At 34.5% G+C, this 19,706-nt stretch carries 14 protein-coding genes and 1 pseudogene; 6 read left to right on the forward strand and 9 right to left on the reverse strand.

What is annotated here, in order from left to right:
• The 4 genes and pseudogenes from CHB80_RS21045 to CHB80_RS21060 form a co-directional block, all read right to left on the reverse strand.
• Positions 1-2,657, reverse strand: a pseudogene (locus CHB80_RS21045) (hypothetical protein); the annotation flags it as partial.
• A 682-nt stretch (positions 2,658-3,339) separates the two neighbouring features.
• Complete coding sequence (locus CHB80_RS21050) at positions 3,340-4,209, reverse strand: DUF5777 family beta-barrel protein (RefSeq protein WP_229746829.1); 870 nt, start codon at positions 4,207-4,209, stop codon at positions 3,340-3,342.
• Between the two features lie 37 nt (positions 4,210-4,246).
• The gene (locus tag CHB80_RS21055) at positions 4,247-4,798 is read right to left on the reverse strand and encodes a YceI family protein (protein WP_089373496.1); all 552 of its coding nucleotides are present in this window, start codon (positions 4,796-4,798) and stop codon (positions 4,247-4,249) included.
• Positions 4,791-5,225 (reverse strand): OB-fold protein, encoded by a 435-nt coding sequence (locus CHB80_RS21060; RefSeq protein ID WP_089373497.1) that lies wholly within the window; start codon positions 5,223-5,225, stop codon positions 4,791-4,793. Before CHB80_RS21060 ends, CHB80_RS21055 begins: the two co-directional genes overlap by 8 nt.
• Positions 5,226-5,456: 231 nt before the next feature.
• Here CHB80_RS21060 and CHB80_RS21065 point away from each other — a divergent pair, with 231 nt between their 5' ends.
• Together CHB80_RS21065 and ppgK are read left to right on the forward strand one after the other, a co-directional pair.
• The gene (locus CHB80_RS21065) at positions 5,457-6,605 is read left to right on the forward strand and encodes a LytR/AlgR family response regulator transcription factor (protein WP_089373498.1); all 1,149 of its coding nucleotides are present in this window, start codon (positions 5,457-5,459) and stop codon (positions 6,603-6,605) included.
• Positions 6,606-6,812: 207 nt separating this feature from the next.
• The gene (gene ppgK / locus CHB80_RS21070) at positions 6,813-7,556 is read left to right on the forward strand and encodes a polyphosphate--glucose phosphotransferase (RefSeq protein WP_089373499.1); all 744 of its coding nucleotides are present in this window, start codon (positions 6,813-6,815) and stop codon (positions 7,554-7,556) included.
• Positions 7,557-7,626: 70 nt separating this feature from the next.
• Here the strand turns inward: ppgK and CHB80_RS21075 are convergent, their stop codons facing one another.
• The 4 genes from CHB80_RS21075 to CHB80_RS24780 all read right to left on the reverse strand — a co-directional run bounded on the left by CHB80_RS21075 (position 7,627) and on the right by CHB80_RS24780 (position 11,605).
• Positions 7,627-8,514, reverse strand: a complete 888-nt coding sequence (locus CHB80_RS21075; protein ID WP_089373500.1) for a bifunctional 5,10-methylenetetrahydrofolate dehydrogenase/5,10-methenyltetrahydrofolate cyclohydrolase — start codon at positions 8,512-8,514, stop codon at positions 7,627-7,629.
• 59 nt (positions 8,515-8,573) lie between these two features.
• Positions 8,574-9,905 carry a signal recognition particle protein gene (gene ffh, locus CHB80_RS21080; RefSeq protein ID WP_089373501.1) on the reverse strand — a complete coding sequence of 444 codons (1,332 nt, stop codon included), beginning with the start codon at positions 9,903-9,905 and terminating at the stop codon, positions 8,574-8,576.
• Positions 9,906-10,105: 200 nt separating this feature from the next.
• The gene (locus tag CHB80_RS21085) at positions 10,106-11,215 is read right to left on the reverse strand and encodes a hypothetical protein (RefSeq protein ID WP_089373502.1); all 1,110 of its coding nucleotides are present in this window, start codon (positions 11,213-11,215) and stop codon (positions 10,106-10,108) included.
• A 216-nt stretch (positions 11,216-11,431) separates the two neighbouring features.
• The gene (locus CHB80_RS24780) at positions 11,432-11,605 is read right to left on the reverse strand and encodes a hypothetical protein (protein ID WP_089373503.1); all 174 of its coding nucleotides are present in this window, start codon (positions 11,603-11,605) and stop codon (positions 11,432-11,434) included.
• Positions 11,606-11,750: 145 nt separating this feature from the next.
• On the opposite strand from CHB80_RS24780, the gene fumC reads away from it, so the two are divergent.
• Both fumC and CHB80_RS21100 read left to right on the forward strand, forming a co-directional pair.
• On the forward strand, positions 11,751-13,145 hold the full coding sequence (gene fumC / locus CHB80_RS21095) for a class II fumarate hydratase (protein ID WP_089373504.1): 1,395 nt from the start codon (positions 11,751-11,753) through the stop codon (positions 13,143-13,145).
• Between the two features lie 108 nt (positions 13,146-13,253).
• The gene (locus CHB80_RS21100) at positions 13,254-14,597 is read left to right on the forward strand and encodes a LuxR C-terminal-related transcriptional regulator (protein ID WP_089373505.1); all 1,344 of its coding nucleotides are present in this window, start codon (positions 13,254-13,256) and stop codon (positions 14,595-14,597) included.
• Here the strand turns inward: CHB80_RS21100 and ccsA are convergent.
• A complete protein-coding gene (ccsA, locus tag CHB80_RS21105) occupies positions 14,594-17,968 on the reverse strand; it encodes a cytochrome c biogenesis protein CcsA (RefSeq protein ID WP_089373506.1) in 3,375 nt (1,124 codons plus the stop codon). The genes CHB80_RS21100 and ccsA overlap by 4 nt on opposite strands.
• A 172-nt stretch (positions 17,969-18,140) precedes the next feature.
• Between ccsA and CHB80_RS21110 the strand changes: the two genes are divergently transcribed.
• On the forward strand, positions 18,141-18,902 hold the full coding sequence (locus CHB80_RS21110; RefSeq protein WP_089373507.1) for a Rossmann-like and DUF2520 domain-containing protein: 762 nt from the start codon (positions 18,141-18,143) through the stop codon (positions 18,900-18,902).
• Complete coding sequence (locus CHB80_RS21115) at positions 18,886-19,413, forward strand: KdsC family phosphatase (RefSeq protein WP_089373508.1); 528 nt, start codon at positions 18,886-18,888, stop codon at positions 19,411-19,413. The genes CHB80_RS21110 and CHB80_RS21115 overlap by 17 nt, the downstream gene beginning before the upstream one ends.
• Positions 19,414-19,706: the final 293 nt, after the last annotated feature.

Below are 19,706 nucleotides of genomic sequence, written 5' to 3' on the forward strand. Positions count from 1 at the left end.
AAGTCAATACTGTTGGTAGCAACTACGTTTAAGATTAAGCCTGTTGCAGCATCTGTAATTACATATCTGTATGATAAGTTTGGTGCATCATTCTCGTGTACCACAACTATTGGATCAGCTTGTGAATCTAAACAGATCACAGCTTCTGTATCTCCATTGAAACTTGTCGTTCCATTTGGATTTCCTGTTGCGTCTAAATCTATTGATACTGTTCCTCCGTCTGCAGCTTCTCTGATAATTGTTACTGCATTGTCTGAAATATCTGAACAATCTAAATCGTCTAATGCCGAAAGTGGCTCTCCGATTTGATCTAATCCATTTCCAGGAACACCTCTGTAAGACCATCCCCAAATTTCGCATACACCAGCAGCTACTCCGTTTAAGTCAATACTGTTGGTAGCAACTACGTTTAAGATTAAGCCTGTCGCTGCATCTGTAATTACATATCTGTATGATAAGTTTGGTGCATCATTCTCATGTACGACAACTATTGGATCAGCTTGTGAATCTAAACAGATCACAGCTTCTGTATCTCCATTGAAACTTGTCGTTCCATTTGGATTTCCTGTTGCGTCTAAATCTATTGATACTGTTCCTCCGTCTGCAGCTTCTCTGATAATTGTTACTGCATTGTCTGAAATATCTGAACAATCTAAATCATCTAATGCCGAAAGTGGCTCTCCGATTTGATCTAATCCGTTTCCTGGAACACCTCTGTAAGACCATCCCCAGATTTCGCATACACCTGCAGCTACTCCGTTTAAGTCAATACTGTTGGTAGCAACTACGTTTAAGATTAAGCCTGTTGCAGCATCTGTAATTACATATCTGTATGATAAGTTTGGTGCATCATTCTCATGTACGACAACTATTGGATCAGCTTGTGAATCTAAACAGATCACAGCTTCTGTATCTCCATTGAAACTTGTCGTTCCATTTGGATTTCCTGTTGCGTCTAAATCTATTGATACTGTTCCTCCGTCTGCAGCTTCTCTGATAATTGTTACTGCATTGTCTGAAATATCTGAACAATCTAAATCGTCTAGTGCCGAAAGTGGCTCTCCGATTTGATCTAATCCGTTTCCTGGAACACCTCTGTAAGACCATCCCCAGATTTCGCATACACCAGCAGCTACTCCATTCAGATCAATACTATTGGTAGCAACTACGTTTAAGATTAAGCCTGTTGCTGCATCTGTAATTACATATCTGTATGATAAGTTTGGTGCATCATTCTCGTGTACCACAACTATTGGATCAGCTTGTGAATCTAAACAGATCACAGCTTCTGTATCTCCATTGAAACTTGTTGTTCCATTTGGATTTCCTGTTGCGTCTAAATCTATTGATACTGTTCCGCCATCTGCAGCTTCTCTGATAATCGTTACTGCATTGTCTGAAATATCTGAACAATCTAAATCGTCTAGTGCCGAAAGTGGCTCTCCGATTTGATCTAATCCGTTTCCTGGAACACCTCTGTAAGACCATCCCCAGATTTCGCATACACCAGCTGCTACTCCGTTTAAGTCAATACTGTTGGTAGCAACTACGTTTAAGATTAAGCCTGTTGCTGCATCTGTAATTACATATCTGTATGATAAGTTCTCTGCACCTGGATTTTCATGTGCTACTACGATAGGGTCTGCTTGTGAATCTAAACAGATCACAGCTTCTGTATCTCCATTGAAACTTGTTGTTCCATTTGGATTTCCTGTCGCGTCTAAATCTATTGATACTGTTCCTCCGTCTGCTTCTTCTCTTACAACAGTAATAAATTCTTGAGATATATCAGAACAATCAGCATCTCTTAAGGCTTGTAATGGACCTCCTCCAAATGTAGCAAGAGCTCCAGCTTGACCTCCAAGGCCAGAATAACTCCATCCCCAAATAAGACAAGTACCAGGACCTGCTCCATCAAGGCTAATTTCATTTGTAGCTACGATATTAAGAATCGTTTCTTCAGGACTGTTATCCGTGATTACATATAGATATGAACGTGTTGCATCTGTTACGTGATTTACAACTACAGGATCAGGATTTCCATCTACACAGATACTTACTTCAAACTCTCCGTCAATACTAGTTGTATTTCCTCCTGCAGCATTCGTAGCATTTACATCAAGACTTACAACACCTGCATCGGCATCTCCCCAAGCTCCTGGGTTACCACCTCTAGTTCCATCAGTATTAATAATTCCTGATACATCAGATGGAGGGCATGTAAATGAAACTGATGCAGTCGAACGACTCCATCTTCCTGAATTTACTCCTTGAGCAAGTCTAAATCCAGCACCTGTTCCCCAACGTACATAATCTCTTAGAATGTCAGGGTTACTAGATCCAAAACTAGAATTTGTAAATAGCATTAAAGTACCACTTCCGGTTGTTGGAATATCATTCCACGTTACCGTAATAGAGGCTCCTGCAGCTAGCATCGTACTCTCTGTAGTTAATGATCCTACAGAATCATATCTAAATCCATTAGTACATAATTGATAACTTCCTATATCAACCATTGTATCACCAGAATTGGTGATGGTTACCATTTGTGAGTTTGGATTCAGGCTGGTAAAAACCGGATCTGCTTGAGCAAAAGCATTTATGGAGAATAACACCATAATAAGCCAGAGACTCATGTTAAATAGTTTTCTTTTCATGACAAGTAATTTTTTTAATAGTAGTTTTTAAAAATTTATTTGATTAAACATTGGTAATTGTATGGCGTTTACATTAGTAGTCTAATTTTTTTGATGAATGACTACCTAATGATCATAGCATATCATTAGGCAGTCAATTTCAAATCAACAAATCAACTTAGCTAACGCAAACACTAACTATCTTTAAAGCGTAATTTGATTTAAAGGAATTATAGGTTTCTTATTTTCCTTACGATCAATATGGCGGCTTTTAATTTTCATTTTGAATTTCTTTTCGTTTCTTTTTCTGATGCAAATAAACTATGAGAAAGCACCTTATTACAAGTAAAGATGTGTGATGTGGAAAAAATAGCTTTAAAAAGGAATTCTTTTAAGCCTTGATATACCTAGGCTTACAAAGGATTAGTGTAAAACCTTATGGAAAAAGTCAGGTTATACGAGCAGATACGCTTATTCTTCAATAATGTTATAATGAAACTGTATTATGATAGTATACGCTTTCGCGAAAGCGTATATATGCTATTTACTATTTAAAAGTGAGTGATTAACTATAAACTACTTTTTAGAATATTTTAAAATAGGAATAGAGCAAAGAAAAAATAGGTATTACAAACTATGTACAAACAAAAAAGGGATACAAAATAAATTGTATCCCATCTAAAGAATGTAGTTTTATGTATGTCTATAATTGAATAAAATAGGTGGCATGAAATCCAAAGTGAAGATTACCATCTCTAAAGTTGAAATTGTTTTCTGTTTTGATGATGAATTTATCTTCTACAAGATTTCTTGCATTTGTCAGTTTGAATTGTAATAATAAATCTGAGACTTCCCAATTTGCTCCTAAACTAAATGGGCCGTATGTATCTACAAAGTCTACGGGATTTGCTACATAATAATACTCTGACACAATAGAAACATGATTACTTACTTTATATCTTGCTCCAAAACCTAATGCAAAATGATTAGGATTTGCACCATCTACAAGCTCATCTTCTGCTCTGTAAACATATGTAGGTGCGATTTGAAATGAGAAATTTCTAGTAAATTTTCTTGCAATTAATAATTGTGTAGTGGCTGCAAATTTATTTTTTGATGGTACTTCCCTCATCATAGTAGGATCATCTATATCATATAATACTCCTTTAAAAGAAGATTTATTTCTATAAACACCACCTTGGAAAAGAGTGATACTAAATGGAAATTTAGACCCTGAGTCTCTTTGATAAAACAAGCGATATTTTGCATATGCATCTATAGATCTGTATCCTGTACCATAACCTACTCCAGTAGTTAAGCGATCTGAAATTCCGTAATCTACTCCTATTCTACTATTCCATTTATCGGCTGCAAATGTTTGTACACGTTCTGAATCTGGGATAGGTCTATTCCAAAAACGATTCATCGAAGATATTTCTAAAACTCCTTTTTTACGGGTTTCTACTGAGTGTCCTATAGAGATATGTGTTCCTTTAAAAGTAGCAATTGTAGGTTGAGATTCTTCTACAGATGCAGCTTCTAAATCCTTTAAAATATCTTGTGCATGTATCATATTGACCATGCTCAAAAACAACAGTGTATACAGAAATTTACTTTTGATTTTCATTAGGTGCATATTGAAATTTAAAAGATACTTGAATATTTTTTGCAATATTAGGAGATAGTATTGGAGGTACTTTGATTTCATAATCTTTAATAGGTACATCTATTGTCCCAGTAATACTATAGATTCCATCTGTATTAACTATGGTAGCTTTAACTTCTACAGGTTTTGTAATACCTCTTAAGGTAAACTCTCCTTTTATAATCCTAGTTTGTGATCCTTCCTGGTTTGGGTCAAAATCAATAATATCTCCTTCAAAAGTAGCTTTAGGATATAAATCTGATTCTATATAACTTTCATTAAAGTGCTCATACATTAGTGATTTTTCAAATGCAAAAGCACGCATCAAAATTTGCACACCCACTTTCTTATTGGTCGTATATAAAATACTCAACACCTGATTATTGGTGGCTTGTATATTTTCTACAGACGTATATGAAAAGAATGTAATTTCTCCCTGTCTTGTAATGTGCTGGTCTTGGGCATTTACAAAACCTATCCCATAAATTGCAAAAAATAATAGTAGTAATTTATTCATTGACTTCTTCTATGACGATACAATTTAATAAAATTGCATCCATTAAAAAACCTTTAAGTATTCCTTTTACCATTACCTCATCTCCTATTTTGAGTGATTCGACTATTGGGGCTTGATCTACTTGCATTTCACATAATACAAGTTGGTCTATTTGATTCCCTCTTAAGAGTAGTGAGTATTTATTATTCTTATAGGTAATTTGATATAATGTTCCTTTTATTTCAAGTGCTTTCTCTATGTATTGTTCAAAAGAAGCTTCTTTTTCGTTATTAAAGTTTTTAAATAACTCATTTGTTGTGATACTCATTTCAGTTTTTGCTTCTCTAGTATCGATACCTTCATAATTAAAAACAGCATATAATCCTATCACTGCTGCAATGCAGACAATAATGAATAGACTTATTTTAATATATGAATTACTTTTCAAGCTTTTGTTTTTTTTAAAAAGTTGTTTTCTTTAATAAGAAACCAACAGAAACTAAAATCATTATTTCCACCACAAATGTAACGCACCTTAACTAGTATTGCCCTATTTAAAAGGTGCAAAATAGCTCAAACGGAATTTTTATCATTAAAAAGGAATCTCAAAACTTTAAAAAACAGCTTCATCTACAGCAATGTATTATTTTAGCTATATGTTAATTAATACTCTTTTTGAATGAAGTATCATCCATATTATTTATACACAGCATTAAGCCTTTCTGTATTGTATATTATTATAATACTTATAGCCACACCATTTTTTATGCGTTTAAGTATGAATAATGCCTTATCGAATGATATAGAAGCCGCACAACAAGAAGCACGCATTATTGCAACTATGAGTGAAGGCATTACTGTAAAATCAGATAAAGTAAAACTAGAAGAATTAAAAGACCGTATTCAAAAAAGTATCCAAGGAACTAATTCTAATAATGTATTTAACTCCGTATTAGATTGGTCTGGTAAATACATTTGTTATCCAGACAAAAAAAGCATAGGTAGTGCTCCACCTGAGAGTGATGGGCTAACCCCAGGTGTACAGAATGAGCTTACAGGTGAAAATTTATATGATATGGTTTTTAAAAAAACTGATTCTATCATTCCTTCAGAAATTATTAAGCTAACGTATGTTACAGATTCTGATTGGATAATCGCTAGTCATATCAATAAAGAGAAGGTAATTAATCAAGCAAGTGTTATACGCAGTCAGATATACATTGCATTTATAATTATTGGTCTTATCACTCTAGTGTTCTTTTTAGGAACGATACGTATTATAAGTAGTTATTATGAAAAACAACTAGCGCTTAAAAACACAAAGCTTGAAGATGGTGTTCTTAATTTATCTAAACTTAATGCTTCTTTAGAAAATTATCAGAAAAACTTATCTGATTTTAATCGTGAACGTGAAGAAGATCAAAAACTAGCCGAAGAACAAACAGAAACAATCGTTACTACTGAAGAAACCAAAATATCAAAAACAACTACAAAGCAACGTATTCTTACTTATGTTCGTAATGAATTACTCCCTATAGCTACAGAAGACATCTCGTATATATATGTAGAAAACACGATTACATATATTGTACGTAAAGATGGAAAGCGCTCTACCTCTAGTGAAAGCATGGATTTAATTTATTCCTACTTAGATGAGAAATCCTTCTTTAGGGCTAATAGGCAAATTATTGTAGCAATCTCTGCTATAGAAACCATCACAAAATTTGGGAATAGTAAACTTAAAATACAAGTAAACCCTACATCAGAAATAGATATTATTATTGGAAAAAACAAAGCCGCGTCCTTTAAGCAATGGTTGGATCTATAAATATCTAATGCTTCGGCATTCATTTTATTTGATGATGTACATACATACGCTTTCGCGAAAGCGTATACTTTACACTTCCAAAAAAGCACACATAATCAACTAGCAATAAACAAATTAATAAATATATTTATTGAAAACCTCTCGATCTTTTATTCATATTATTGAAATTAGTTATCTTCGGCAGGTTGACAAAAAGTTACGAACTCTATGCAAATTTTAGGCATTGACATAGGAGGGACTGGAATTAAAGGTGCTCCTGTAGATTTAGAAAAAGAAGATTATCTAGGAGAACGCTTTAGAATACCTACTCCAAAACCCGCTACGCCTGAAGCCGTTGCTGAATGTGTTCAGGAAATTATTAATCATTTTAATTGGAAAGGACCTGTAGGTGTAGGCTTCCCAACGGTTATTGTAAATGGACAAGCCAAGGCTTATGGTAACATGGACAAAAGCTGGCTTAATGTGCAAATAGACAAGCTATTTGAAGATAAAACAGGGCTTCCTTTTACAGTTATTAATGATGCCGATGCGGCAGGACTTGCAGAAATGCGTTTTGGTAATGGAAAAGAAAAAAAAGGACTTGTCGCTGTAATCACAGTGGGTACAGGTATAGGTAGTGGCCTTTTTTATAACGGACAGTTAATTCCAAATTTTGAATTAGGACGTATCCAATACAAGAAAAAGCCTATTGAATTTTATGCTGCAAACTCTGCACGAAAAAGAGAAGAACTTTCTTATGAAGAATGGGCTGAACGTTTTGACTTTTTCTTAAAACAAGTAGAACTAGTTTGCACACCTGATTACTATATCATAGGCGGAGGTATTAGTAAACATATTGATACATTTAAACACGTATTAACCACTAAGGTTCCTCTTGATGCTGCAAAAACCAGAAACCATGCAGGATTAATTGGTGCAGCCTTTGCTGCTATGGAGGCTTCTGAAAAATAAAAAACTGATCAATTTCTTGATCAGTCTTATACTATTTCTTATAACTCTTATAGAGTAGTAATATAATTCGTTATGATTTCATAGCTCTATGACGCTCTCTTGCTAAAAGCGTATTTTTAAGTAACATCGCAATAGTCATCGGTCCTACACCTCCAGGTACTGGAGTGATATAAGATGCTTTTTTACTTACTGCTTCATAATCTACATCTCCTGTAATGTAATATCCTCGCTCTCTTGTTTCGTCAGGAACACGTGTGATACCTACATCTATAATCACCGCATCATCTTTTACCATTTCTGCTTTTAAAAACCCTGGAACCCCTAATGCTGTAATAATGATGTCAGCCTGCGATGTAATTTGTGTTATATTTTTAGTATGACTATGGGTAAGGGTTACTGTAGAGTTTCCTGGAAAACCTTTACGTCCCATTAAGATACTCATGGGACGACCTACAATATGACTACGCCCTATCACAACTGTATGCTTTCCTTTGGTTGATACATCATAACGTTCTAGTAATTCTAGAATTCCGAAAGGAGTTGCAGGAATAAATGTACTCATATCTAATGCCATCTTTCCAAAGTTAGTTGGGTGAAACCCATCTACATCTTTATCTGGATCTACAGCAAGAAGTACTTTTTGCGTATCTATTTGTGGTGGTAATGGTAATTGTACAATAAAGCCATCAATATTAGCATCATTGTTAAGTTCTTCGATCTTATCTAATAACTCTATTTCACTTGTGGTACTTGACATTTTCACCAATGTAGATTCAAAACCTACACGTTCACACGCACGTACTTTACTTCCTACATAGGTAAGGCTTGCACCATCATTACCAACTATAACAGCAGCTAGATGTGGGACTTTTTCTCCATTAGCCTTCATTTTATCAACTTCTACTTTGATTTCGTTTTTTATATCATTTGAAGTTTTCTTACCATCTAGGATTGTCATATTTAAGGTATTTAGTTAAGAGGTTACTATTAAAAACTGCTTACTGGAAGTGTATAAATTTACTTCTGCATTCTACTCATAGCCTGCATCATCTTACGGCCTCCACCACCTTGCATCATCTTCATCATCTTACTCATTTGATTGAATTGCTTCAGTAATTGATTTACCTGTTGTACAGAAGTACCAGATCCTTTTCCTATTCGTTTTTTACGACTAGAATTAATTACAGAAGGATTTGTACGTTCTGCAGGAGTCATAGAATGAATAATTGCTTCTATGTGTTTAAAGGCATCATCATCAATATCTACTCCTTTAAGCATTTTTCCAGCACCAGGTATCATCCCCATTAGGTCTTTCATATTACCCATTTTCTTCACCTGCTGAATTTGCTTTAAGAAATCATCAAACCCAAATTGGTTTTTAGCAATTTTCTTTTGAAGTTTACGTGCTTCTTCTTCATCAAACTGCTCTTGTGCTCTCTCTACAAGAGAAACAACATCTCCCATCCCTAAGATACGATCTGCCATACGAGAAGGATAGAATACATCTATCGCTTCCATTTTTTCTCCAGTACCTATAAACTTGATAGGCTTATCTACTACAGATTTAATAGAGATAGCAGCTCCACCACGTGTATCACCATCTAATTTTGTTAAGATAACACCATCAAAATTCAGAATATCATTAAAGGCTTTTGCAGTATTTACTGCATCTTGCCCTGTCATAGAATCTACAACAAATAATGTTTCTTGAGGTTGGATTGCTTTATGGATATTTGCAATCTCGTCCATCATTTCAGTATCTACTGCAAGACGACCCGCCGTATCGACAATTACTACATTATGTCCGTTTGCTTTCGCGAAAGCAATACCTGCTTCTGCAATAGCCACAGGATCTTGGTTACCTCTATCGGAAAACACATCTACTTTGATTGCGTCTCCAACTACGTGTAACTGATCTATCGCCGCTGGACGATACACATCACAAGCAACCAATAATGGTTTTTTTGTTTTCTTAGTTTTAAGGAAGTTTGCTAGTTTACCTGAAAATGTTGTTTTACCAGAACCCTGAAGTCCAGACATTAAAATAACACTAGGATTTCCAGAAAGATTTACTCCAGAAGCATCACCTCCCATTAACTCAGTAAGCTCATCTTTTACAATCTTAACCATAAGCTGGCCAGGTTGTAATGTTGTAAGTACATTTTGACCTAGTGCCTTTTCTTTTACTCTATTGGTAAAATCTTTAGCAATTTTAAAGTTTACATCGGCATCTATAAGTGCGCGACGCACTTCCTTAAGTGTCTCTGCAACATTTACTTCTGTAATACTCCCGTGTCCTTTAAGTACGTGGAGCGCTTTATCTAACTTATCACTTAAATTATCAAACATATCTTACTACTGAAAAATTGAATTTCGATATTTAATTATCGAGGTTGCAAATTTAATGATTTGAAGCATATATACATAGTGGTACCCCAAGGTATTCTACTATTATAGCCATAAAATCTTATACACAAGCAAATAAAAAAATGGCTAGATTATAAAAATAATCTAGCCATTGCATATATAAATACATAAACTTGAAGAAACTACTCTTCACACTCCATAGATTGGAGTGTTATCATTGTTGTTGTAAATTCTAATGTTTCAGGGTTTTCTATGCGTACGTAAATCTCTCTTACATCTGTTATAATAGCAACATCTGCTGGAATTGGATTTGTAGCAGCATCTGCATCTATTTGTGTATCATAAAAAGTAATTTGCCACTCAATAGGGTCTGGTAATTCGCCCATATCATCTACTACTGGCTGTGGAGCAGCGATCACAATAATACATTCTATATAATCTTCTAGTACAAAAGATGCAACTCCGGGCATATCTTCTTCTTCACACGCTTCAAAAAGTAATGTGGTACAATAGGCTCCAGCTTCACATTCTTTTTGTAATATAAATTGAGTTTCTGTATCATTCTCAATACCTATCATAACGTTAGATAAAGAGCGTACTTTCCAATCAAAGTTCCAATCTTCCCCTACTACTTCATCAGTATCAAGATTGATATTTAAATGTAATTCGTCTTCTATAAAGTAAAAAATCCAAGTACCATCATACCTATCTCCTCTATAGAAAAATTCAACTACACCAGCTCCAGAGAGTTTAAAAACGGCATCTACATAGGTATTAAACACAACATCATCTGGAATTTGAACTTCCCATACACACTCTACTGCAGAAGATGTTGCATTCCCAATAATCACTTGTTGCTCTACTTCTATACAGGCATCTATCGCAGCTCTTAATTCGTCTTTATCATTTATGGTTAATGTCGTTCCATCATCCAGTTGACTGGTAATAGGGAAACTCACATTAATAAATTGTCCGTCTTCTACAGTTCCTAATACATCACTAAATTCTTGATCATTATTTACAATAACAGAAGATTGAAGTTCTATATTTTCATCATAAATAACGACCGTAAATGAATAAATAAAATCTATACAGGTTACATCTGTTGCATTAGGATCATCTGTTGTGATTCGATCCATAAGAGAAAATAAATCAGAATCTTCTGCAATCAATTCGGCTTCGGTGATTTGAAAAAGATCATCTAAATCTTCATTGTCACAACTTACCAAACAAAAAAGAATACTTATGCTTAAAAGGAAATTTCTAAATGTCATAAAAAAAGGATTATTCATAATTAGGATATTACTTTAGGATCAAAACCATTCGTTTTACTATTCTTAGATATATGCTTTCGCGAAAGCGTACACAGAAAATAAACGATCTTTATTTGATCTTATATGTATATATCGTCACATCTAGAAAAAGGTTGCGCCTTATTATGAAATAAAGGCATAAAAAAAGACTAACATTGCTGTTAGTCTTTCAAGTATATTATATATCTCAAAGGATTATGCCTCTCTTCTAGCCTTACGAGCTTCCATTTTTTCTTTAACCATTTCTATAATAGATCCTCCTACCCAGTAAGGGATCACAAAGGTTAATAAGAATATCATTAACCAAAAACCAATAGTTAATATCGTTAAGAATGCAAGAAATCCTAAATATTGATCAAAATCAAACATGAGTAATGTGTTTTCTAAATTTTGGTCAAAGATACCGTATTAAATTCTATTTTCACAACAGAAATTTCAGATTTATTGACAGGTTATTGACAGTAGATTTGAAACCGAAATTTGTAAATTTGTCATATAAAAAAACAAACTCACAATGGAATATAGAATTGAGAAAGATACAATGGGGGAAGTAAAAGTTCCCGCAGATAAATTATGGGGCGCTCAAACGGAAAGATCTCGTAATAATTTTAAAATAGGAGCGCCAGCTTCTATGCCTTTAGAGATTGTATATGGATTTGCTATTCTTAAAAAAGCAGCAGCCTATACCAATTGTGAACTAGGCGGTCTCCCTATAGAAAAAAGAGATCTTATTGCTCAAGCATGTGATGAAATACTGGATGGAAAACACGATGATCAATTTCCGTTAGTAATATGGCAAACGGGTTCAGGTACACAAAGTAATATGAACGTAAATGAAGTTATTGCAAATCGTGCACACCAACTTGCTGGAAAAGTAATAGGAGAAGGAGAAAAAACATTACAGCCTAATGATGATGTAAATAAATCTCAATCTTCTAATGATACCTTCCCAACAGGAATGCATATTGCAGGGTACAAGAAAATTGTAGAAATCACATTACCGGGTGTAAAAAAACTGAGAGATACTTTAGAAGCAAAGGCCATAGAATTTAAAAAAGTAGTTAAAATAGGACGTACGCATCTTATGGATGCGACACCTTTAACACTAGGTCAAGAATTTTCGGGATATGTATCACAATTAAATCATGGTATTAAGGCTTTAGAAAATACATTAGATCACCTTGCCGAATTAGCACTAGGAGGAACAGCTGTTGGCACGGGTTTAAATACTCCAAAAGGGTATGCAAAACGTGTCTCTGAATATATGGCTCAATTCTCTGGATTTCCATTTCGTACTGCCGATAATAAGTTTGAAGCATTAGCTGCACATGATGCTATTGTTGAAACGCATGGAGCGCTTAAACAATTAGCCGTTTCGCTTAATAAAATTGCAAATGATATACGACTTATGGCATCAGGACCACGTAGCGGAATTGGAGAAATTTCCATTCCTGCTAATGAACCTGGATCATCTATCATGCCTGGTAAAGTGAATCCTACACAATGTGAAGCATTAACCATGGTATGTGCACAAGTTATCGGAAATGATGTTGCTATTAGCGTAGGTGGATTACAAGGGCATTATGAATTAAATGTATTTAAACCTGTAATGGCTTCAAATTTATTGCAATCTGCTCAACTTATTGGAGATGCCTGTGTGTCATTTTCAGAGCATTGTGCTTCAGGAATACAGCCTAATGAAAAACGAATTAAAGAATTACTTGATAATTCTTTAATGCTCGTTACCGCTCTTAATACAAAAATAGGGTATTATAAAGCTGCAGAAATTGCAAATACTGCGCATGTAAATGGCACAACATTAAAAGAAGAAGCTGTTAATTTAGGCTATGTAACTCCAGAAGAATTTGATGAATGGGTGAAACCTGAAGACATGGTAGGAGAATTATAAAATTCCTACAAAATTTACAAATAAATAGATAAAATACACAAAAACATCGATCAAGTGTTGATTTGTTAATATATATCACTATATTAGCACCCATATAATTATGTGCTAATGCGATTGATATTTTTTATCGTTAGTATATTCTTTGTGATTGGAGGGGTATCACAGGAATCAATTTCCTATTATAAAGCTACTACCGATCACCAGAATACGATATCAGAACTTAAAGAAATAGAATTCTCTCCTATAGAGGATATAAATCTTGGAACAGACAATGGCATCTATTGGTTTAAAATAGATGCTATTGATCTGCCTAGGTCTATTATAGAATTACATACATCTCATGTTAAAGAAGCATCATTACAGGATGCCAATGGAAACAAAATCGGATTAATGAATGCAACTCGATATCCATCCTTTTTTGTTATAAATAAAACAGTACAATACCCATTATTTCTTAAAGTAGATTTTCCATTAGAAGCTCATTTTCCAATTGAAGTCTTAGATGAAGAAGCTTTTGCAAAACATGAAAAAAATAGTTTTTTAGGAATTGGCTTTTTCTATGGTACTGCCCTTGCACTCTTATTAGCTACACTTATATTTCTGATTACTACAAAAAACAAGCAATTCCTTTTTTATGGGATTCTCATTGCTGCTGTATGCATCTCTATTATGACAAGAGATAATATTTTATATTTCTTTAATGCAAAACCAAGCATCATAAGTAGTGTGGAGTTATTTGGACATTTCCTAGTGGGCCTTAGTGCTACAGGTTATGTATTTAGATATTTAAAAATAAAAAAGAATAAAAAGTCAATAGAAACCATATTTGTGATATTAAGTAGCATTTCATTTGTTTCCTTATGCATTTATTGGATTTCAAACACACATTGGAGCTTTTTATTAACTGATTTTACAACCGTATTAAGTGTTTTACTATTATGGACACTTACTTTATATAATGCGAAAAACACAAAATATCTACCTATAATGATTGCCATTTATACGTTAGATATTGTTGTACTGACTGATGCTTTTTTATTGCACGGTCTTGGGATGAGTATCTTTAATCTCTCCTCGCTTCAACTTAGCATTATATCATTAATTAATTTTACATTAATAGCACTTGCATTAATATTTAGTTTCAGAAAGTTACAAGGCAAAACTGTGATCATGAAGCATCAAATAAAGATGCATTTAGAACGCCTCTCACAACTGAATAGTTATAAAAATGTGCAAGACTCTAATGATCAATATTTAGAATCACTCATCCATCAATTTGAGCTTGAGAATATTGAAATTAAAGTACTGGATGGTATTTCTAAAGGGATGACAAACGAGCGTATTGCTACAAAGCACAACCTATCTGTAGAAAAATTAAAAACAGTAACCTCAAATTTATACCAAAAATTAGGTATTGAATCTGATCAAGAAGCAACCACTCTTTTTAGTTAAGACTTTTTGTAATACTTAGCATATTTTCGGTAGGATAAAAATCCTAGAATTGCAATAACACCTACAGATATGATAATTTTCTGATTAGCAATATCACCTCCACTTTGGTATGCATGCAAACCAGACAAGTAGAAATTAACTCCAAAGTACGTAAAGAGTACACTTCCTAGAGATATAATCGCTAATAAGTTAAATAACCATCTTCCTCGTAATCCAGGAATGAGTCGCATATGAATCACAAAAGCATATACAATTAGAGAGATTAACGCCCACGTTTCTTTAGGATCCCAACCCCAATAACGTCCCCAACTTTCATTGGCCCATTGTCCTCCTAAGAAAGTACCAATAGCAAGTAGTACCATTCCAACAGTAAGCGCCATTTCATTAATTACGGTAAGCTCTTTAATATTAAGATCCATTTTTTCTTTATTCTCTTTAGTTGTAAAGATCATTAGTAGTAAGGAAACAATTCCTAAAATAGCTCCAATAGTAAAAGGCCCATAACTAGCTACGATTACTGCTGTGTGTATCATTAGCCAGTAACTATTCAAAACGGCTTGTAAGTTTGCAATCTCAGGATTCATCCAATTCATACTCGCTGCCCATAAAATAAATCCTGTCACAAAGGCAATACTTGAAACTGCCAGTGCTGAACTTTTCTTATCTACCAAAATATCTGCAAAAGCCCCCAAACCAGCTCCAACTATAGCAAATGGAGTCATTAACTTATTTACCTTATGAATAGAATACACTTTTCTTGTTGCCGTCCAGTCCTGAATAGAAATAGCCAATCCAAAGAACATGGTTGCCCATGCCACATATAGTACAGATTCATAGGCATCACTCCAAGGAGCATGGCCAGAAATATACCAACGCCATATAAGAGATCCTGTATGTAATAAAAATAAAAGTGTAATCATGACGAGTCCTGCATTCACCATAAATGACACAAACTTACTAGGACTAAAAATTTCAACAATGACAAAGCATATCATAAAAAAGGAAGCAAGCATATACATCCAGTATAGCTTTGTAAAAGGATCATTGTTATTATACAAGATTTCGGCATCAATCTTTTCTGCCGTAGGCATGATATCGCCTCCTAATCTTCTTTGAAACTTTTCTATTCCTTCCAAAATCTTATTCGCATCAGAATAATCTCCATCTACTTTTGCTTTTCGAAGACTCAATAAATACGCCGGGAAAATCTGATGTGCAATCACAGAATCTGTAGCCCTATAACCACCATCTCCTGCAGCTATTGGAGAAATCCATTCATTATTTGAATCATTAGGTTTAGGAAGTATTTTTAAAATTTTCTTAGATAATGTTCTATCTAATAACCCTAATCGTAAGGCTACATCTCTAAATTCTTTATCAATTACAGTAGGCGTTGCTTCACTAAACGCTTGTGCTAAATAAGGTTCTAATTTATACTTAAAGTCATCAGTAAAGAAATCCATTACTTTAAAATTCTTTACATCACTAGGAACTCCTATCACATTACGAATACTATCATTCCCCTTTTTAAGATACAAGACATCTACATAATTCCAGATAATAGGATTTTCCATCATAGAGAGCAATACCTGATCTGCATTCAGTCCTGCATATTGATCGCTACGGCTTATTTTACGTAGCAACATACTCGCATACGTGTTGATAGGCATCATACGCCCACTATCATCTTGTATAATCATACGTCCAAACTTGGCGGCATGTTCTGCAGGAACTGCATTAGCTACAATAGCCGAGTCTATCTGTGTTTTTGTAGGTTGCGTATTTTGATGATCTACATGATCATCTCCAGAAGATAAAATTGGGAGAATAGGTTCTTGCTTTTCTTCCAAGCTCGCAATTGTATCCTGAATCACTACGGCCGATGTATTGATGTCTTGTGAAAAAGCTGTTTCCGCTTTCGCGAAAGCGAATACCAAAAGAAGTATCGTAAGTTTCTCTTTTTTGGCCTTAATCTTTTTTAGTGATTTCTTTAAATCCCCAAATCGAGAACCTTTATCCAATAAGATAAGCATCATTCCAATATATAATAAGAAATACCCTATATAGGTAACCCATGTTCCCCAGAAATCATGGCTCACTGAGAGTATGGTGGTACGCTCTTCATCTTTAAAACTCGCCTGAAAGAAACGATACCCTTTATGATCTAGGACATGATTCATATAAATGTCATAATCGAATGTTTCATCACTTTCTACCGTAATCTTACTTGTAAAAGATTCGTAACTACTTTGAGTGCCTGGATATTTTTTTGCAATAAAGTCTTTTAGTTTGATTGAAAAAGGAAGCTCTAAAGACTTACTTCCATAAGACAAATACATCTTATAACCACCTACTTCGATTTCCTTTTTATTATTACTATATCCCTTCCCTCCAAGGAGTCCAACAGTTTTTGTTTCGCCATTTGCCGTAACATCTACAAACAAGGCATCTTGTTGATTTTTTTCTTTAAACTCTTTTTCTACAATACCAGATCTACCTCTTACAGCAGGTTCTGGAAGAACAAAAAGAATTCCTTGTAAATTATAAAGTGATCGTAATTTTAAAGGCTGCACACTATCTTTTACAAACGTATAATCTGTTTGTGTAGCCATCACCTTATATTCTCCTTCAAAAGGAGATCGTATGGTATAATTTTCACCATCAAAACCTATGTTGATAGCGCCATCTGTAGGTTTGTTAAAAGCATAAAGCACATTATGCATATTGACAAGTTCCCCTTCTTTAAGGAAATGTTCATGTCTTCCACCTCCATCGCCTGTCTCTACTATCTTGAGATGGAGATCTCCTGCTTCATCTTCTATAAATCCTTCTTCTGCACCACCTATAAATTTATTGTGGGTTATTTTGATAGGGTCATTATTAAAGTCTGTATTCCAAGTGAAGTTGTTACTAAGCCTTGGCGAAAGCATTAACTCCTTATCCAATGTTCTTTGCATAGGTTGTCCATCAATCTCTCCCTGCACAAGAACTTCTAAATATGTTTTTTCACTTAAAAACGTACTTTCTGTTTCTCCTTCAGAGATAGGCATCACTCCTTCAAAGCTTATATATCGTGTAATACCAGCACCTATAAGAATAAAAATAAAAGAAATATGAAAAATTAAGGTGGTGATTTTTTCTTTTCGGAAGAGTTTAAACCTTGCTATGTTCCCTAAGAAGTTAATAACAAATAAAATATGTATTAATGTAAACCACCAAGAATTATAAACCCAAACACGGGAGTACGGTGTAGGAGACGTGTCTTGTCCGCGGTCTAAAAAAGTACCTACTGCCATCGCGACAAAATAGGTTATAAAAAGCATTCCCATCAATCGAGTGGAGAATAAAAAATTTACAATTTTCTTTTGCATAGCGTTTGGCTAATTTTCCGAGTGCAAAGATAACCCACAGAAGGCAAATAATCGTATAACTCACCCTGTTAATATTCGTTAAGAAATAGATGGCTTTATTGTCATGATTGACTTCCCAAATACCCATTCTCACAAATAGCATAATACCAACAAAAGCCCTATTTTTACCGCGATGATGACGATCAACCTTATCGGAACTGGAAACGTAGCATGGCATTTGGCAAATCATTTGGCTAAAATACCTGAGTGTACACTACAACAAATAGCAGGACGTTCTCCAGAAAAAAGAGAAAAGTTTAAGCATTTAGCAGAAAACGTTGTTACGATAGATGCGCTACAACCAGCTACGGTTACAATCATTGCTGTATCAGATAATGAGATAGAAAAGGTAGCAACTTTAGTTCCCTACCAAGACACCTTAGTAGTTCATACATCAGGAAGCATTACCATCGAAGCGATTTCTCAAAACCGTAAAGGTGTTTTTTATCCGTTACAGAGTTTTTCTAAAAACGATACCGTAGACTTTACAAACATTCCTATTTGTATAGAAGCAACAACCAAAGACGATCTGGATATACTTCAAAAACTAGCGCTATTTTTAAGCACAAAAGTGTATCACATAGATAGTCATCAGAGAAAACAAGCACACTTGGCAGCTGTATTTGTAAATAATTTTACCAATCATTGTTATACTATTGCACAAGAGCTGTGTGATACCCATCAAATTCCATTTGAGTTATTACATGCGTTGGTAGGCAAAACAGCCCAAAAAGCCATAGACCACTCCCCTAGCGATGTACAAACTGGTCCTGCAAAACGGAATGACACACAAGTGATCAATGAGCACTTAGATATGCTCCAACAAGAAGACCATAAATCAATATACCAAACCCTTACAGCATCTATTATAGCACATTATGGAAAAGAGTTATAAAGAATACCTTCACCAAATCACCACTTTTATTTTTGACGTAGATGGCGTCCTTACTGACGGAACTTTAAAAATCACCACCGACGGACAAATGCATCGTGAGATGAATGTAAAAGATGGATACGCCTTAAAAACAGCTCTTAATGAAGGCTATAACGTATGCATTATTTCTGGAGGAACAGATGAAGGTGTACGTCATCGTTTACAAGGATTAGGGATCAAAAATGTCTATCTAGGAGCACATCAAAAGGTACACCAACTCACAGAATACATCAACGAACATAATATCCAAACAGAAAACATCTTATATATGGGAGATGACATTCCAGATTATCCTGTGATGAAAATGGTGGGATTACCCGCTTGCCCTCAAGATGCTGTCAAAGAGATCAAAGAAGTCTCCAAATATATATCACACAAAAATGGCGGAAAAGGCTGTGTACGTGATGTCATTGAGCAAGTACTAAAAGTACAAGGCAAATGGATGCGTGAGTTTGACGCAGGGAGTCATTAATTTTTTAATCTATAGTTGTTAGTCTTTAGTCATAGTTGACAACTAATAAAGAACTTCATAATGTCTTTCTCTCCCTCTGGGAGAGATGCCCAAAGGGCAGTGAGGGATCTCGCGAAAGCGTATAAAAACACAACTTTCTCCATATCAAGCTTAAATATCACTTCACTTTAACACTAAAAAAACGTTGTTATTGACTACTATCACTAGTATAGTGTAACATTTTCCATTTTTTGCTACTAATCAAGAAAGCTTTTGAAAAAAGGAATTCCGTAAATCAATTTTTTTACCGAAAT

Origin of the sequence: Dokdonia pacifica, from assembly GCF_900188275.1 — a bacterium.
GTDB classification, from domain to species: domain Bacteria; phylum Bacteroidota; class Bacteroidia; order Flavobacteriales; family Flavobacteriaceae; genus Dokdonia; species Dokdonia pacifica.

What these genes read in the sequence shown, in the direction of transcription:
- CHB80_RS21050 (WP_229746829.1), bottom strand. Translation starts at nt 4,209, where the DNA reads ATGATACATGCACAAGATATTTTAAAGGATTTAGAAGCTGCATCTGTA.
- CHB80_RS21055 (WP_089373496.1), bottom strand. Translation starts at nt 4,798, where the DNA reads ATGAATAAATTACTACTATTATTTTTTGCAATTTATGGGATAGGTTTT.
- CHB80_RS21065 (WP_089373498.1), top strand. Translation starts at nt 5,457, where the DNA reads ATGAAGTATCATCCATATTATTTATACACAGCATTAAGCCTTTCTGTA.
- ppgK (WP_089373499.1), top strand. Translation starts at nt 6,813, where the DNA reads ATGCAAATTTTAGGCATTGACATAGGAGGGACTGGAATTAAAGGTGCT.
- CHB80_RS21075 (WP_089373500.1), bottom strand. Translation starts at nt 8,514, where the DNA reads ATGACAATCCTAGATGGTAAGAAAACTTCAAATGATATAAAAAACGAA.
- ffh (WP_089373501.1), bottom strand. Translation starts at nt 9,905, where the DNA reads ATGTTTGATAATTTAAGTGATAAGTTAGATAAAGCGCTCCACGTACTT.
- CHB80_RS21085 (WP_089373502.1), bottom strand. Translation starts at nt 11,215, where the DNA reads ATGAATAATCCTTTTTTTATGACATTTAGAAATTTCCTTTTAAGCATA.
- CHB80_RS24780 (WP_089373503.1), bottom strand. Translation starts at nt 11,605, where the DNA reads ATGTTTGATTTTGATCAATATTTAGGATTTCTTGCATTCTTAACGATA.
- fumC (WP_089373504.1), top strand. Translation starts at nt 11,751, where the DNA reads ATGGAATATAGAATTGAGAAAGATACAATGGGGGAAGTAAAAGTTCCC.
- CHB80_RS21100 (WP_089373505.1), top strand. Translation starts at nt 13,254, where the DNA reads ATGCGATTGATATTTTTTATCGTTAGTATATTCTTTGTGATTGGAGGG.
- ccsA (WP_089373506.1), bottom strand. Translation starts at nt 17,968, where the DNA reads ATGCAAAAGAAAATTGTAAATTTTTTATTCTCCACTCGATTGATGGGA.
- CHB80_RS21110 (WP_089373507.1), top strand. Translation starts at nt 18,141, where the DNA reads ATGATGACGATCAACCTTATCGGAACTGGAAACGTAGCATGGCATTTG.
- CHB80_RS21115 (WP_089373508.1), top strand. Translation starts at nt 18,886, where the DNA reads ATGGAAAAGAGTTATAAAGAATACCTTCACCAAATCACCACTTTTATT.